11 protein-coding genes are annotated in these 17,126 nt (G+C 54.7%); 4 read left to right on the top strand and 7 right to left on the bottom strand.

The genetic code is table 11. From position 1 onward, the window contains the following. Positions 1 to 46 precede the first annotated feature (46 nt). Genes SRBAKS_RS06920 through SRBAKS_RS06905 form a run of 4 tightly spaced genes read left to right on the top strand, consistent with a single transcriptional unit; the run spans position 47 to position 5,703 of the window. On the top strand, positions 47 to 1,741 hold the full coding sequence (locus SRBAKS_RS06920) for a peptidase domain-containing ABC transporter (RefSeq protein ID WP_229595495.1): 1,695 nt from the start codon (positions 47 to 49) through the stop codon (positions 1,739 to 1,741). Then, on the top strand, positions 1,732 to 2,244 hold the full coding sequence (locus SRBAKS_RS06915; RefSeq protein WP_229595494.1) for a bacteriohemerythrin: 513 nt from the start codon (positions 1,732 to 1,734) through the stop codon (positions 2,242 to 2,244). The genes SRBAKS_RS06920 and SRBAKS_RS06915 overlap by 10 nt, the downstream gene beginning before the upstream one ends. Beyond that, complete coding sequence (locus SRBAKS_RS06910) at positions 2,244 to 4,355, top strand: peptidase domain-containing ABC transporter (RefSeq protein WP_229595493.1); 2,112 nt, start codon at positions 2,244 to 2,246, stop codon at positions 4,353 to 4,355. Before SRBAKS_RS06915 ends, SRBAKS_RS06910 begins: the two co-directional genes overlap by 1 nt. Positions 4,356 to 4,368: 13 nt before the next feature. Continuing rightward, complete coding sequence (locus SRBAKS_RS06905; protein WP_229595492.1) at positions 4,369 to 5,703, top strand: HlyD family type I secretion periplasmic adaptor subunit; 1,335 nt, start codon at positions 4,369 to 4,371, stop codon at positions 5,701 to 5,703. Positions 5,704 to 6,087: 384 nt separating this feature from the next. Here the strand turns inward: SRBAKS_RS06905 and SRBAKS_RS06900 are convergent, their stop codons facing one another. The 7 genes from SRBAKS_RS06900 to SRBAKS_RS06870 form a co-directional block, all read right to left on the bottom strand. After that, on the bottom strand, positions 6,088 to 9,201 hold the full coding sequence (locus SRBAKS_RS06900) for an efflux RND transporter permease subunit (RefSeq protein ID WP_229595490.1): 3,114 nt from the start codon (positions 9,199 to 9,201) through the stop codon (positions 6,088 to 6,090). Then, positions 9,198 to 10,367: an efflux RND transporter periplasmic adaptor subunit gene (locus SRBAKS_RS06895; RefSeq protein ID WP_229595488.1), complete on the bottom strand. Its 1,170-nt coding sequence runs from the start codon at positions 10,365 to 10,367 to the stop codon at positions 9,198 to 9,200. Before SRBAKS_RS06895 ends, SRBAKS_RS06900 begins: the two co-directional genes overlap by 4 nt. 100 nt (positions 10,368 to 10,467) lie before the next feature. Beyond that, positions 10,468 to 11,064 (bottom strand): class I SAM-dependent methyltransferase, encoded by a 597-nt coding sequence (locus SRBAKS_RS06890; protein ID WP_229595486.1) that lies wholly within the window; start codon positions 11,062 to 11,064, stop codon positions 10,468 to 10,470. Further along, a complete protein-coding gene (locus SRBAKS_RS06885; protein ID WP_229595484.1) occupies positions 11,057 to 11,563 on the bottom strand; it encodes a Fur family transcriptional regulator in 507 nt (168 codons plus the stop codon). The genes SRBAKS_RS06890 and SRBAKS_RS06885 overlap by 8 nt, the downstream gene beginning before the upstream one ends. 32 nt (positions 11,564 to 11,595) lie before the next feature. After that, positions 11,596 to 12,165 carry a flavodoxin domain-containing protein gene (locus tag SRBAKS_RS06880; protein WP_229595483.1) on the bottom strand — a complete coding sequence of 190 codons (570 nt, stop codon included), beginning with the start codon at positions 12,163 to 12,165 and terminating at the stop codon, positions 11,596 to 11,598. Between the two features lie 46 nt (positions 12,166 to 12,211). Further along, positions 12,212 to 16,183: an acyl-CoA dehydratase activase gene (locus tag SRBAKS_RS06875; protein WP_229595482.1), complete on the bottom strand. Its 3,972-nt coding sequence runs from the start codon at positions 16,181 to 16,183 to the stop codon at positions 12,212 to 12,214. Positions 16,184 to 16,273: 90 nt separating this feature from the next. Further along, positions 16,274 to 17,083 carry an FmdE family protein gene (locus SRBAKS_RS06870; protein ID WP_229595481.1) on the bottom strand — a complete coding sequence of 270 codons (810 nt, stop codon included), beginning with the start codon at positions 17,081 to 17,083 and terminating at the stop codon, positions 16,274 to 16,276. Positions 17,084 to 17,126 lie beyond the last annotated feature (43 nt).

The raw sequence follows: 17,126 nt of genomic DNA, 5'->3' as shown, positions 1-17,126 counted from the left end.
TAATCTCTTTTGCCTTTAAGGCAATTTAAGCATCTACGGGACTACAATGGATTTATCCTATTTCAAACGATCAAGAAGCCTACTGCGGGATATCGGCTCCATGCCGCTCTTTTTAAACAGTTCGGTGGATCTTTTGCTTGCTTCTGTGAGCATCAATATCCTTTCATTGGCACTCCCCATTATGTTGATGCAGGTTTATGACCGTATTGTGCCGACCAAAGCCACATCAACCCTGCTCTGGTTGGCGGTGGGGTTTTTCTGCGCTTTGATTCTCGAATCCATACTTCGGCTATGCCGCTCAACAATTTCCAACTGGATTTCCGCTCGCTTCGAACACTCTTTGGCACACGCGTGCGTAGCCCGGTGGCTCAATTGCAACCTTGAGGATTTTGAAGGAGACGGTGCTGGTGTGCATCTTGATCGTCTGCGTGCGGTTAATGCCCTCAAAACCTTTTACGCGGGGCAGGCGTTTCAGCTTATTCTGGACCTTCCTTTTGCATTGATTTTTCTGGCGGTCATTACTTTTCTTGGCGGTTGGCAGGTGGCGGTTTTCGTGAGCGGTGCGACCTTGTTTTTCCTTGTAGTTGTTGGAATGATAAGGAGCCGGTATAGCCGTAAGCGTCTAAAACAAAAGCAGATTGCCGACAGGCGTTACAATTTTCTCGTGGAGTCCTTGGGCGGCATTCACACTATCAAATCCATCACTCTTGAAGAGTCCATGCTCCGCCGCCACGAACGGTTGGAAGCTGAAGCGTCCAAGAACGATTATGATGTCATTTTAGTGGGCAATCTTCCGTTGAGTCTTGGAAACATGTTCTCCCAGATTATTCTTTTTGGAGTTCTGTTTGTGGGCGGGAGTCTTGTTATAGGTGGTACCCTCACCCTTGGTAGTTTGGCGGCTTGCACATTGCTCAGTGGTCGATTCTTTTCTCCTTTTCGAAGCTTGGCCTCTTTTTGGGTGAAACACGCAGATGTCCTCATTGCCAAAGGACAGATCAAGGGGATTGCGGATCTTCGGGAAGAATCGGACCCAACAGCTCAATGTTTGCCCAATGAAATTGATGGATCAGTGGAACTGAGAGATGTCACTTTCCAGTATAATAATAATTCCAGAAAGGTAGCGGATGGCCTTAGCTTGAGAGTTGAGCCGGGCCAGATGATTTGTCTTTATGCCCAGGGGGCGAGTGGAACCACTACTTTACTGAATCTCCTCTATGGGATGCTGCCACCTGATGCTGGCCGGGTGTTTGTTGACGATTTAGATTTGTCTGAAATTTGCCATAATGATTTTAAGGGACGGGTGGAGTACATTCCCCAGCAGGGAACTCTTTTCAATGGCACAATTATCGATAATCTGACGCTCTTCAACAGTGCGCATAGGAATGCGGCCATGGATGCTGCAGGTCTGCTCCAACTTGATGACGCCCTCTCCGAACTCCCATTGGGCTATGAAACTCAGGTGGGTAATCGGCTTTATGAATTCCTGCCAACGGGCGTTATTCAGCGCATTTGTCTGGCGCGTGCTCTGACTATCCGGCCACGTATCATGCTCTTCGACAAAATCAATGATGCGATGGATAGCGAGAGTGAGCAGCTCTTCTTTTGGCTGTTGGAAAAACTGAAAGGTAATTGCACCATAGTCATGGCTACGGCGAATCCGAAGATCCTCTCTATGGCTGATGGTATTTATCGTCTGGTAGACGGAAAGTTGATAGAAATGGAGGCGCAGCAATGCTTTTAACCAAGAGCAAGGATGACTCCAAACACGAACTCGCCTGGACTCGGTGGGTGCTCCAGTCCGCCAGAATATGGGGAGATGTCTCGGGTATTGTTCAGACCATAGGTATTCATGCCGTGGACGAAGACCATCGTAAGTTCACCCAATACGCGCTCGATCTTAATCTAATCATTCAGGCATTGAATAACCGTGATGTTTCATTCGACAATCTGCATCGGGGCGCGGAAATATTTGAACACTTGCTTGATTATGCTGAGATTCATTTCAACCGTGAAAAACGGATCATGCGCAAGATGGAAAGTCCCATGCTCCAAGAGCATCTTGAGCAACATGCCATGTTTCTCGGCATGATCGAAGACCATTACAGCGATTTTAAGAGGGGACGTCTGCAGATGGTCTCCGGTCTCAAACTCTCTATTTTGGACTGGTGGGTTAATCATATCAATGTTGTTGATTACAAGACGTTTGTTCTGGGCAAAAATGATAATATGCGGCTGGTTAAGTGATGGTACAACCGTCAGTCTCTACTGAATTTCGGCTGCCAGGCGGCCTTGCACCCTGCATCCCTCCCTTGCTGGATGCTTTGGGCTGGCGTGGCAGTGATGTGCATTTGGCCGAAGCAATGCCCCATCTCATGGATGTTGTCGATCTGTCCGACTTGCTCAATGTCATGGCAAATCTTAAATTTGGCAGTCGGTCCATGGACATCCGTCTCAATCATCTTGATGTGCGCATGTTCCCTTGCTTGTTCATCGACGACGAAGGGAAAGCCATGGTGCTGTCCAAGGGCGATGGCAACACCATTCTCGTATTTGATGCAGACACTGAATCTTACAACGAGATCAGCCCGGACTCTCGCAAGGGGACGGCATTTTTCTTTGCTCAAGTGGACACGAGAGGTCATTCGTTGCACCGCAAACAGACCAAGTGGTTCAGCAAGGTCATTCGGCGCTTCACAAAACCGTTGCAACAGAGCTTGTTTATCTCTTTTTTACTGAGTCTCCTTGCTCTGACCCTGCCCTTGTTTGTTATGACCATATATGACCAGATGCCGTTTTTTGAGAACAATATTACTCTGGCGTATATTGTTGTCGGCGTTCTTGTCTTTATCCTTAGCGATTTCGGGTTGCGGCTTATTCGCTCCGGTATCTTGAGTTTTATTGGAGCACGGCTGGGGAACATCGTGGGCAATGAAGTTTTTCGGCGCATCCTTTACATGCCACCAGCCTATACCGAATCAGCCTCTATTGGCTCCCAGGCATCTCGTATTAAAGATTTTGATACTGTGCGTGATTTCTTTTCGGGGCAGGCCTTCGTTGCATTGTTGGAAATACCTTTTATCATCATTTTGATTGCTGCCATGTGGTTTCTTGGTGGGACGGTCATTATGGTACCACTCATCGCAATTCTGCTTTTTGCTGTTCTGGCAGCTATCTATCTGCCGCTGGTTAAGAATTCCAATGAAATGATGGCGAAGTCCGGTTCGGCACGTCAGGAGCTGGTGATGGAAATGCTTACAAAAATGCGCGCCATCAAACTGACCAGTACCCCGGTGATGTGGGAGAATCGGTATCGCCAGCTTTCCGCAGAATGTGCGGCCAATGCCTATCATTCAAGCCAACTCGCTTCACAAATCAATGCTCTGACCAACACTTTGATCATGGGGGCGGGCGTCTCAACCATGGCCATGTCAGTGACTGGGGTTATCAACAATGAGATGACCATGGGTGCCTTGGTGGCCTGCATGATATTGATTTGGCGCATCCTGGCTCCCCTGCGGTCGGGCTTCGTGGTTATGCTTCAGGTGGAGCGGATCAACAAGTCCGTCAAACAGATTGATCGTCTTATGGCCTTGGATATCGAACAGCTTACAGAGTCACAACTTACTTTAAATAGAGAGTTGCGTGGTGATCTCGCGTTTTCTCAGGTTTCCATTCGTTATATGTCTGATGCTTATCCCGCATTGCTTGGTGTCTCTTTCTCCGTGAAGCATGGAGAGGTGCTCGCTATTGCAGGACACGATGGTGCGGGCAAATCCACAATCCTCAAACTTCTCATGGGATTGTATCGTCCTCAAGCCGGTCGTATCACTTTGAGCAATATAAGCTTACGTCAAATGGACCCGCTTACCTTACGCAGGTCTGTGGGCTACGCGCCGCAGACCCCGCAATTCTTTTATGGAACCATTGCCCAGAATCTACGCCTTATCAATCCTATGGCACCAGAAGGAGAGTTGATAGATGCCTGTCTTCGTGCCGGAGTTCTTGATGAAGTGGAAGCTCTACCCGAAGGCATCCATACCCGCATAGGGGATTACCAGATGAAAATGATGCCAGTGGCGTTTCTGAAGAAACTCAATCTGGCTCGGACATTGGTCCGTTCAGTTCCTTTGTTGCTTCTGGATGAAGCCATGGAGCGCCCGAATTTTGATGAGCGTGATGTCTTCCTTGATATGTTGGAGGAGTTGCGCGGTAATGCAACAATTGTCACCGTCACCAACCATGCGGCTTATCTCTCTGTCGCAGACAAGATTCTTTGGATGGAAAAGGGCCGTGTGCGTAAATTTGGCGCACCGAAAGATATCCTGCCCGATCTCCCCGAAGAATATAAATGCTGAGAAGGATCATAGTATGAGCCCTACCAACAAAATTCGCATCGACAGACGCAAATCAATGCACCTTTCTCAGGCGCTGCTTTTGGAAGAGACTGGCGTTCCGCGTTTGATCCGATATGTCATTCTGACTCTGACATTGGTTATCGCCGCATTCATTACCTGGGCATCCATCACCCAAATAGATGAAGTCGCGATGACTTCTGGCAAGATTATCCCTTCGGGGCATGTGAAAAAAGTTCAGAGTGAAGATGGTGGAGTTATCTTGGATATACTCGTGCGTGAAGGGGAGGCTGTAAAAAGAGGACAGGATCTCATCATAATGGACCCGACAATTTCAGTCTCTAATCTGGATCAGCACTTGGTTCGGAATGCATCATTGATTTTGCGCAAGGAGCGATTGCAGGCTCTCATTGATGGAAGAAAGCCGGATTATTCAAATGTTGATCCAAAGTATGCTGAGTTGGCAGGTCAGCAAACACGGCTTCATGGGCAGAAAATGCAATCAATGGAAGTGACACGCGCCATCCTGAATAACCAGATCAATCAATATGAGGCAGAGCTTAAGGAACTCAAAAACCGAGAGAAAACTCTTCGCCAGCAGTATCAATTGATGAAGGAGGAGTATGAAACTTACGAATCCTTGTTCAAGCGAGAACTGATTGGTAAGACAGAGTTTTTTGGTATCAAGCGTCAGTTCCTACAGGTTCAGGAGTATCTTAATCAGATCCCTGTTCGTCGTATTCAGGTCCGTGAGAAGTTAACGGAAAGTAAAAATCGGCTCGTAAAACTGAAAGAAGATGCTCTTGAGAACTGGATGGCGGAACTCGCAACGATTGAGGCCGAATCATCGGAAGTCCTGGAGGTGGTCAAACGCTATGAAATGGATGTGTTTCAACTCTCCATTAAAGCTCCGGAAGATGGCGTTGTACACAACCTTCAGATCAACTCGTCCGGCGAAGTTATAAAACCGGGAGAAACGGTCCTTGAGTTGGTTCCAATGGGGGAGTCGCTTGTTGCGGAAGTTCAAATCTCATCTCGTGACGTGGGGCATATCCAAGAAGGTCAATCTGTAACAGTTAAGCTCACTGCATATGATTACGCCAGGTATGGCGGTATGAAGGGGACGCTTACGGATATTTCTCCGACCACGATTATTGATGCAAAAGGAAGGGTTTACTACAAAGGAATCGTTACTCTTGAATCCAAGCATCTGGAAAGCGGGACTACGAAGCACCTGATTCTTCCTGGAATGACTGTGCAGGCCGACATTAAAACAGGTGAAAAGACGCTTATTGGCTACTTTATGAAACCCATTTACCTTTCTTTAGTGCAATCTTTTAGAGAGCGATGAACTCTGGGTGCGCAAAATATCAAGTCACGGATAGGAATTGTTATGTGACTCATCAGGTGAAGCAAAGCGAATACTCGTCTTTATTATAGGTGGTTAACGTGGTTTTTGTGACGAAGATGCCCTTGAATGGCATTCAAGAGGTCGTGGGTTCGATTCTCTCCAGCTCCACCAAGATTATAACGGCTTAGAAGGTTTTCCTTCTAAGCCTTTTTTAGTGGAATATACAAAAGAAATCGGGTTGATGGAAAGTAACTTGGGCAGGAGGGGGGCAGGGGTACCCCCCTCTGGGTTGGCCTCGCAAGACGGCGTAGCTCGTTATGCTGTTCACTCTAAAAACGCCGCTCAGTGGTCCGATAAAGTGAATCCACTCCTTTCTTGCTCCCGTCAGTCATTAGGCGGAGTCAAAGTTTGGACGTTACTCCTACCAACCCTGCGGAATGGAAGGCGGAGCCTCCTGAACTTGCGTGTCCGCTCAATTCGGTGGACTCCGAAGATCGTGCAGTAGAGCATCGGAACGACCACCAGGGTCAAGAAGGTCGCGAACGTCAGGCCGCCCATGATAGTGACCGCCATGGGAGCGAAAAAGGCGTCCCAGAGCAGCGGCATCATGCCCAGAACCGTTGTGAACGCGGCCATGCTCACCGGGCGCACACGGCTGGCCGCCGCGTCTATGACGGCGGGGAAATCCTTTTTGCCCTTGTTCCTTTCTATGTTGATTTGATCGAGCAGCACAATTTCGTTTTTGATCAGCATGCCGGACAGGCTGAGAAAGCCCAGCATGGCCATGAATCCAAACGGCTTGTTCGCTATAAGCATCCCGGCGACGACGCCGATGTTGGCCAACGGCAGCCCGAGGAAGATGATCACCGGATGGCGCAGGGTGTTGAAGAGCATGACCGAGATAAGAAACATGGCGGTAAACGCGATTGGCACGTTGGCCATGAGCTTGGTGTTGGCCTCGACCTGCTCCTCGTGCTCGCCACCCCATTCCAGCGTATAGCCTTCGGGCAGGGCGATGCGCTCTATGGGGTCCTTCAACTGTCGGAGGAGGCCGTCTGTCGTGCCTGTCCTCTGCTTGGCAAAAACGCGAAGGACGCGCATCCGGTTCAGGCGATGGATGACCGGAACTTCCCAGCGGACGGCGTTGCCGTCGGTCACCTGCCCAAGTGGTATCCAGCGTTTTTGCGTTTTGCTCCAGACGTGGACATTGTCGACATTTTCGATGCCGCTACGCTGCTCGCGCGGCGGCCGCAAGACGATGGGCAGGAGGTCGTCGTCCTGGCGGTACATCCCGGCAGTGCCTCCTGAAAAGTTCATGTTCAGGGCCTGGGAAACCTCGGTCCGGGAGACGCCGAGCTCCCTGGCTCGTTCCTCGGCCATCTTCACGGAAAGGACCTTCACTGGCTCTCCCCAATCGGTTCGCACGCTTCGCGTATTTTCGTTCTCCCACATCACCATCTTGACCTTCAGGGCCAATTCCCGGAGTTCGTTGGCATCCGGCCCGCTCAGCCGCGCGACCACCGCGCCGCCGCCGGGACCGAGCTTGAAGGCGTCGACGCTGGAGATGACTCTCGGGTGGCGCGTCTCCAGATAGCCCGTTAGGTGGGCGCGCAAACTCGGTATCCTGGTATAATCGTCCACGCTGATGATGAGTTGCCCATAGGCGCTGTCCGGCATTTGCGGTTCATAGGTCAGCAGGAAGCGCAACGGTCCCTGACCCACGAACATGGCCACGTCCTCCACGCCGTCCAGGGACCGGACGTAGGCGTCGATTTCTGCCAGTTCGTCGGTGGTGCGGGATATGAGTGATCCTTCCGGCATCCAGACATCCAGCGTCATTTGCGAACGGTTCATGTCGGGCATGAAGTCCTGTCTGACAAATCGGAACCCCCACATTGCGATCATCAGGGTGGTCATGACCAAGGCCAACGTCAGCCACCGGTGGTCGATGCATTTCCCGACAATATGCCGGTATCCTTTGATGAATTTTGTATGCTCTTGTCCCGTTTCTCCGTCCTTGCCCTTGAGGTATGTGGCGCACAGGTACGGTGTGACGGTCACGGCGAATACCCAGCTCAGGCTGAGCGACAGGCAGATTACCTGAAACAGGCTCTTCAGCCATTCGCCGGTCATGTCCTTGGACAGGGTGATGGCCGCAAAAGCCAAGATGGCGATGCCTGTGGCTCCGAGCAGTGGCCACTGGGATTCTTGAACGGTGCGTTCGGCTGCCGAGGTCGCATCCATCCCTCCTCGTATCTTGATGGCGATCCCCTCGGCGATGACGATGGCGTTGTCCACCAGCATTCCAAGGGCGATGACCAGGGCTCCCAGGGAAATGCGCTGCAGGGTGATGTCCATGGCGTACATGCAGATGAAGGTCGCGAGTATGGTGAGCAGCAGGACCACGCCTATAATGCACCCTTCGCGTCGTCCCATGAAGATCATCAGCAGGACGATAACGATGGCCACGGCGGACGCGAGATTGAGTTCGAACCCTCGCACCGACTCCTTTACCGTCTCCGATTGATGGGCGATGGTATGCAGCGTGACTCCGTAGGGGATTCTTTTCTCCAACTCTTTCAATTTCAAGTTGATGGAATCCCCCATTGCGATGACGTCCCCCCCGGACACGGTTGAGATGCCGATGCCGACGGCGGGTTTACCGTTCCAGCGCATGACCGTGTCGGGCGGGTCCCGATATCCCCGTTCAATGGTGGCGATATCCCCGAAGCGTAACATGCTGTTGTTCGGCCCGCCCTGGATGAGCTGCTCGGCCAGATCGTCGACATCGGTATAGTCTCCGGTCACCCGGAAACGGACGTCCTCGCTTCCGGCCGCCACTTTTCCGGATTTTTTGATTTCATTTCTCTGTTGAATGGCGTTGAAGATGGTTTCGGGGGGGAAGCCGAGCTGCACCAGCTTGGAACGATCAATATCCACATGCACGACCTCGTCCGGCAACCCCCAGAAGTCTATGCGGCCGACATCGTCGCACAGCAGCAGTTCTCTGCGCAGGTCTTCCGCTATTTTCCGGAGTTCATGCTGTGAGTATCCCTCTCCGGTCAACGCAAGCAACACGCCATACACGTCGCCGAAGTCGTCATTGACGAACGGCATTCCACATCCGGGAGGAAGAGAGCCCGAGGCCTGCTCGATCTTTCTGCGCAGCTCGTCCCACACCTGGGGTAGCGTCTCCTTGTCGTAGGTCTCCTGAATCTCGGCAAAGACGATGGAGAGGCCCGGTCTGGATATGGACCGCACTTCCTTGAGCTGCTTGAGCTGCTGCGCCGCCGTCTCCAGCGGTTCGGTCACTTCGATCTCCACCTGGGCGGCCGTCGCGCCGGGATACTGCGTGGCGATGACGGCTTCCTTGATTGTGAACTCGGGATCTTCCAGCCTCCCGAGCCTGCCGTAGGAAAAAACTCCGCCAAGGACAACCAGGCTCATCAGAACCAGCATGACGGCCTTGTGCCGCATTGAATATCCGGCCAGATTCATCCGTCCAACCCTTCCTTCCCTTCGGCCTGAGGCCGGACAAGGGCGTTTTCTTGTAATGATTGGACGCCTGCGATCGCCACATGCGATCCCGGCTCCAGTCCGTTAACCACCTCGGCGCAATCCCCTCGCAGCGCTCCTATTTCAACCTTCCGTTTTTCGGGGTGGCCCCCCTGTAGGGAGATCACCCAGACATACGCCTTTCCGTCGATCCCGTTCCAAATGGCTTCGACCGGAATCCGAGTGATTGCTGCGCCACGCTTTTCAGACGAGCCGTTTTTCTTGTCGATAAGAGCGCGCACGGATGCTGTCATTCCCGGAAACACCTTCAGGTCTTCGGGTGCCGCCAATGCAACGACAACGTCATAAGTTCGGGTCGTTTTGTCCGACTCAATGCTATATTCATGTATCAAGGCTTTGAACCAGCGATCCCCGTGCGGATCGGCGTCAAAGTTGACCTGTAACTGAGTCAGTCCGTCCGTTCCGTCACGCGCCAAAAGGCGCTCCGGGACCTGGATGACCACCTCGATACCTGATATGTCCTGTAGGGAGAGAATTGCTTCCTCTTTTTTGATAGAGCCGAAGTTTTCAATGTGCCGATTGACGACTACGCCGTCGAACGGAGCGCGCAGGACTGTATCTTCCAGTGCTTTTTGTTCGATTTGCAGGTCGGCGCGGGCAATGTCATAGGCGGTCCGGATATCGTCGAACTGCGTCTGCGTCACCACCCGTTGCTTATGGAGGCTGCGGAATTTGGTCAGATTACGCTTTGCCTGTTTGAACCTGGCCCTGGCTGCGTCCCGTTCGTTGATGAAGTCCCGCTGGTCCAGCCGGGCCAACTCCTGCCCTTTTTGAACACGGCTCCCTTCCTGGGCATTGAGTGCCACCAGTTTGCCTCCAACTGAAAACGACAGTTCGGCGCGCCGGTTGCCCCGGACTTTGCCGGGAAATATTCGGGAACGGCCATTCCCGACAAGCTCGGCAACAGCCGTGGGAATGGGACGCATGACGGGTGCGCTTATGGAATCCTCGATCGAAGCGAACGCCGATTTGTTCAACGCCGCAACATCCTCCGGGGGGGCTGAAACGAAAAAGGAGAGGCCCCCGGCACCGGCGCAAAGCACCAGCAATATGGCGGCAGCCACGGCAATAAGGCGTTTAATGGTCATACTGGTCCCTCATCTGTCCCATAGGGATTTTTAGTTAATCTTTTTAACATTCTGTGCAAAAAAAAAGACTGTGCGTTTCTCCGGCTATTGGGCCAACAGCCTATCCGGCCCTGAAGCAGGTCAGATTCGTATGCTCCAAGAGCAGATCGGATTCCTTTTTGAATCCCTGCGGCGCCACCAGCTCGGCCACGTCGTCAGGGGACAGGCGGGAGTGAAGCGGTGGGCCGAAATCAGCCTCCTCCTTTTTGCACTCCAGCACGGCCAGAACGCCTCCGGGCCGTAGAATCCGCCGCATCTCGGAGAAGAGCACGGCGGCGCCGTCGCGGACCTGCCGGATGTGCAGCACCGTCCCGAGCATGGCCGCGTCGGCAATTCCGCTTTGCAGGGGCAATGGCTCGGTTATGTCGCAGGCAAGAGCTGTGATCGGCGCCTTGCCGGGCTCTGGCGTCCGGGAATTCAGCCACTCAACGGACTGCCTGGCCTGGTCCAGGGCGATGACGACCCCGCCGCTTCCGAGAATGGCTGAAGCATGCAGGGTGTAGTCCCCAGCTCCGCAACCAGCGTCCACGAAGACCATTCCCTTTTGCAGGGCCAAGTGGTCGAAGACCGATTGCGGTTCTTGCAGCCAAAAACTGCTCGGGCCGTGTCCGCCGGAGGTTCGGCCGCTTCCTTTGCACTGTTTCCTGGACTCAGTCATGATGATTCTCCCTCAAGTTCGTCATTGCTTTTTTCCTGCATGCGTCACAAATGCCGTAGAGGCAGGTCGCCTGCTGGTGTATGCGAAAGGCATAGGTGTCCGCCAACTCCCGGTAGCGATCGATTACCGCCGGATCGGCCACATCAAGGGTGCGTCCGCATCTGTCGCAGACAAGGTGCAGGTGCTGCGCGGCGTCCCTCAGCTGTTCGTAACGGCTTTGCCCGTCGCCGAATTCCACCCTGCGGACAAGGCCGTTCTGCCTAAACAGCCTCAGCGTGCGGTAGATCGTTGCCATGCTCAGTTTGTGTCCGAGGTTGATGGTCTCCGCGAACAGGTCGTCCGGGGTAGGATGCCCTTCGGTACGGCAGAGCACATCCCAGATGACCTCACGTTGCATGGTCCGCTTGAACCTGCGGCGCTGCAAGGCCCGGGCATAAGGGCAGCCGGAATGCTCTGTTCGTTGCCCAAAGGCGGATTGGCGTTTGTCTACGGATGGCATTGCTCCTCCTCTCTATTGTTTTCGCGGCGCGTCTATTTCAGTCCGGCCATGGCGGCCTCGAGCGACAGGACGAGCCCGCGGACTTTTTCGCGAATCTCGCTCAGGTCGTGCGCGTTGGGCCTGTCGCTGATGTCTCCCAGCCGCCCCAGGACGTTCATGAAACGCATTTTCTTCGGGATGAACGCTCCCGGAATGGTCCATTCGGCGACCACGGGTATGCCCAGATGGTCGAAGAGCTGCTCCATATACTTGAGGGCGGGGATCGCCTCGGCCTCTCCTGTATGGGGGCCGGCATAGGTGCAGTAGGCGCAGGCGAATCTGCCGGGCAGGCGGGGGGAGCCGGGTTTGATCAGTTCATGCTCCCTGGCGTGTTTCAACTGCCTGTCGATCCACTGGAGCATGGGCTTGCCGGGTAGCCATGTGTACACGCCCGACCCGATGAAGGTGAGGTTCGGGGCCAGGAGGTCGTAGGGGTGCTCTTGCCCTGCGACATCAAGGGAAGTGACCGTGCACCCCTGTTCGGCGCAGGCCCGTTCTATCTCGCGGCTGACCTTTCTGGTCTGACCGTTGAGCGACGCGTAAATGTTGAGAACGTTCAGCATATGATTCCTTTGGTTGGAATTTTTACCGAGTCCGGGGACGGTGGGTTCACAGATAGTGGAGGAACGATTCCGTCTTGATCCGGTCATTGGCGTTGGGGTTGCCGTCAAAGGTCAGGTGGAGGTGTGGGAGGCCTCCATCCGATCCGTTCCGAAGAATTTCCAGCGAGATTCCGGTGTTTTCATACATCGAGGAGACGGAGATGATGCCGTCCGGTCCGGGAGGGAGACTCCCAGCCTTGACGCTACGGTAGCGACCGAAGGCTCCGGTATAATATCCGAGTCCCCGGTCCGCTTCGAGCATGAGTGATTCGAGATCTGGAGCGAAGTGGGTTTGCGGGCCGAGCTCCTCGCTGATGATCCGGATGAGTCGTTGTAAATCGCACAGGCGGCAGCTGCGGTTTTTTCGGTTCAGGCCATTGTCCAGGGCCAGATGGTCGCGCCAGAAGCTCCAGAGGTATTCGCTCAGCGGGGCAAGGACCACCCGGTGCCCGTTTGCCTCCATGCGCTTGAAGGTTCCGTCATTGAGGAAATCGTTGAACATGACCAGCGGTTCACCCAGGACGAACACGCGTTTGCCTGTATCCGGCGTTGCATTCCAGGTATGAATGTGTCGGGCGATAGAGGTCAGTAGGCAGCGGTCAAGGTTCCCGTTTCGTTCGTTTTCCAGGATTGTTTCCAGGACGTACTTTCGGTGTGCGGGGGGAGTGAGCATGACGAGATCGCCCGCCACGAGGCAGAGGAATATCGAGTCTAGGTGATCCCTGTCCATGTCAAGCAGGTCTTCAAGGAAAGGGGCGCAGATCCCGACGCCGTCGTATCCGGTTTCATCCAGTTTCGCGCGGAGGAACCGTGCGTACTGGCCGTCCACTTCCGCCCCCTCGTTTTGCGGCAGCACGACCGTGGACCGGTTGGGCAATATGTGCGGAAGCCGCAGGGTGTGCAGCATGTCTCCCAGCAGGGCCACCAGCGAAAAGTATTCGTTGGTCACCGTGTGCCGTCGGCCGAAATCCACCGAGGCCATGGTGCTCGCGTTGAAGAGCGTGACATCATGCCCTCGCCTGCGCATGGATTCCGCAAACAGTTGGGAGTAGGGGTAGAGGTTGGGCAGCAGGAGCGTGCCGTCTCGTCTCTTGATGCTGCTGGAGATGGCAACCGGCTTTGTCTTGGACTCCCGTGCGGGGGCCTTTCCAGCTCCCTGGCGCTCCAGGCTGTTGACGAAAGCCTCCACCCTGGTGATGACGCCCACGCCGGAGGAGTGCTCGTCCACTTCAATGGTCAGGTACGGCTTGTCCCCCATGATCTCCCTGAAATAGTGCGCGGTCACCGTATCCGGTCCGCAACCGTGGTGCGTCAGGAAAATAGCATGCAGGTCGGGGTGGGCCGCTACCTGCTTGGCCGCTTCAAGAATGTGCTGGCCAAAGGGCCAATACATGTTGGGGTTTTGGTCAAAGATGCCGACTTCCGGCAGGGCGTAGAAGGGCAGGGTCTGATAGCCCATTTCAGCCAGCTTGTCCGGTATGCCGAGGTTGAGCACTGGATCGGCCACACCGTATATTTTCGAGATCAGCACAAACGTTTTGCGTCCTGGGACCAGGTCCTTGAGGTCCTTGCCGCGCTTTTCCATGCGGGCTTCAAAATCCTTGAACGATTGCATGGCCGTTGTGAGGGCCAGCATGGTCTGTTCCTTGTTGCCGCCCACCTCCCAGCCCATATCCATGAAGACCTTATGCATGAATTTCTTGCCCTGGTTGAAGGCGATGGTCGGTGCCAGCAGCTTGATGCCTTTGGACTTCAGGTCCATGGCCTTGTTGATGATCTTGAAGGCGGCTTGCATGTAGGGGCAGCCATAGTTCTGCCTGGAGAGGGAACCGGGGTGAGACACGGTGTACAGGTCCGGGAAGAACAGGAAGTCCACCCCCTTTTCGACCAGCTCCGCGGCATGGCCGTTGATCAGCTTGACGGGGTAGCAGGTCTCGTCCAGGGAGTATTCCTGGGCAAGACGGACGGTCTTTTCGGACGTGGGTTCGGACAAGATTACATTGCAGCCCAGGGCTTTGAAGAATGGATAGAACATGGGGAACATCCCGAAGGTGAATAGCGCTCTGGGAATGCCAACGGTCTTGCGCGAAGGGTCTATGGTCGGGTCGTAATCCCGGAAAATGAACGCCTGGAGCTCCTTGTTGAAGGCTGATCCCGTCGGTGACGGCACGGCCGCCGAGGAGTTGGCGCGCGGAATATCCGGCGGGTAAAAGCCCTTGAAGACTGTATCCGAACGGTGCTCCGCCGCCATGGTCTCGCGGGTCAGGATGGCCGCCCCGTATGCCCCGGTAACGCTGAAGAACGGAGGTACCATGACTTTCTTTCCTGTCACGGAGCGGAAGGCGTTGACCACGCCCTGATTGTGCGCCACGCCACCTTGCAGGAATACCTTGCGTCCAACGCGTTTGTTGCTGACCACCCGGTTCAAGTAGTTTTTGACGATTGAATAGCACAGGCCCGCAGCCAGTTCGGCAATGTCTGCGCCTTGCGACAAGTGGGCGGCGATGCTGCTTTCCATGAACACCGTGCAGCGTTCGCCCAGGCTTATGGGTGATGAAGCAGCTAGGGCATTGGGGCCAATCTCATCAAGGGTGAGGCCCAGTTTTTTTGCCTGTTCCTCAATGAACGAACCTGTTCCGGCCGCGCATATTTTATTCATCTGAAAATCCGTAACCACGCCATTTTTCAAGGCGATGAATTTCGAGTCCTGGCCCCCGATTTCAAAGATGGTGTCCACTTCGGGATCCATGGCTACGGCCGCGCGGGCCTGGGCCGTGATCTCGTCCCGAACGAGGTCCGCGCCTACCAGTCTTCCGATCATGTGCCTTCCGGAACCCGTAACACCGACTCCGGCCACCCGGATGTTGCCATTGATAATCTGAATCATTTGCTGCAACGCGGAACGGACAGCTCGATTGGGATCACCTGCGGTCCGGAGGTAGAGATGTTGGAGGATATGGTCGTCTCCGTCCGAGAGTACAACGTTGGTGCTGGTGGATCCCACGTCTATGCCCAGCCATGCGTCCACGGGCTTTGCGGCGGCATGGGGCCGTGGGCAGTCGTGTTTGCCCTCGGCATCGCCCTTGCCGAACCCCAGTAGAGGCTCCAGCCTCACCGCATCCTGCCTGTGCAGGCCAGCGGCCCCGGCCTTGTCCTTGATGCCGACGACTGCGATCAGGTCCAGGGGAAGCCGTTGTTCCGCGGCCAGCAGAGCCGCCCCGAAGGCTGCGGCTTTGTCGGCGTGTTCATGGACGTGCAGTTGGTCCTCGTCGAAGCCGAGCACGGTCTTCATGGCTTCCCGGATGGTTCGGTTGCGGGCTACGCCACCGGCAAAGAAAAACGGCGGCGTCCTGGGAAGGCCCCGCATGACCGCGCCGCGGTAATTCCTGACCACGGCATGGGCCAATCCGGCCAGGATGTCGGCCACCGGAACTCCTTCCTGCTGATGGTGGGTTATGTCCGTCTTGGCAAAAACGCTGCATCGTCCGGCAATGCGGGGGACGCTGGCCGCATTGGCAGCCAGTTCTGAATATTCCTCTATGCCCACCCCGAGCCTTGAGACCTGCTCCTCAAGGAACGAGCCGGTCCCGGCGGAGCAGTTCGACGTCATGGAAACCTGGACGTTGCTTTTGTCCTCCGGCGAGAATCCGGTTATGTACTTGGCTGTCTGGCCCCCCATTTCCAGGATTGAAGAGCTGGATCCATCCAGGAACAACGCGCCTTCCACCAGAGCCGCGACCTCGTTGACCTGATGGAAGTCTCCGAATTTCGACAGCAGCGAAGCCCCGCTGCCCGTGACCGCGCCATAAGTGATGCCCGCCGTTTCCGGCTGACGCAGAATCTCCCTGACGAGCCGTGCCAGTTCGCGAATCCCGTGCCCCTTGTGTAGGGTATAGGAGGTGTGGACGACTCCGCCGGAGGCGTCCAGGATAACGGTTTTGACCGACGTGTATCCGATGTCAATTCCAATAGTTTGCATTCGTACTCCCTCCTTGCAGGTAGTTGTCTTCCCTTCTCGAAGTGGACCGGGAATTGCCTTTTGCCAATACAAGCGTGGAAAATGGTTAATCTACTTAATCAATTGGGCGCGGAAATTCGATGCCCGTCCCTCGTCAGCAGGGGGGACGGACAGGATTCCACCGCCCTCGACCTGTGGGTGCGCATGTCCTGCACAAGCACGGCAAAGAATTTTGCCGTCCGCTGACACCCCTTTGGTTGCCATGAATGGTTCGCCGCAGGCAGAGCAGACCAGGGTCTCGGTGATGGGCGCGTAGGGCGGGAGCAGGGGCTCCACGATCGCGGTGGAAAGAAATCTGTCGGCAGTTTGGTTGATCAGATAGACAGCGGCTTGTCTGCCCGCCCTCATGAAGGCGGCCTCGTCTTCCCCGGAACCGGACCGGTCCCTGACGACTTTCTCCATCAGCGGGAAGAAGTCGGGCGAGCCCTCGGCTATGACACGCGCATACTCGGACGTCACCCTGACTCGAACTGCCAGGGAGCGGCTGCGCAGTGCGAAAGTGACCGCCGTTTTGCCGAAATCACGGTAAATGAGGGCATTGTTGCCCAGGGTGCAGCCTGAAATGTACTGGACCCCGTCGGTGAAGCAGGCGTTCGTCTCAACGATCGCCAGCATATCCTCCATACCGTTGTTTACGGCATGGAGGATTCCCATCTCCCGGAGTCCGGTGAGCGTGGACATTATGCCAAGGGCTATACCGGGACAGAGATGGCCATGGAACTCCCCCACGCGGAGCAGGCAGGCCATGCGGTCTTCGTGGATGACCGTCTCATACAGCGAATCACGCAGCGAACTGTTTTCCATAGAATAAAAATTTGGCGGAACAGTTGGCGTATTCAAATCATTCTGGCTCATAGTCATTGGGACCTCAAAAAAGTTAAGTTGATTAACTATTGGCGGAAAA

The sequence above is a fragment of the Pseudodesulfovibrio sediminis genome, assembly GCF_020886695.1.
GTDB lineage: Bacteria > Desulfobacterota > Desulfovibrionia > Desulfovibrionales > Desulfovibrionaceae > Pseudodesulfovibrio > Pseudodesulfovibrio sediminis.
The sequence above is the reverse complement of the archived record's forward strand: the minus strand, read 5'-3'. Positions and strand labels throughout refer to the sequence as shown.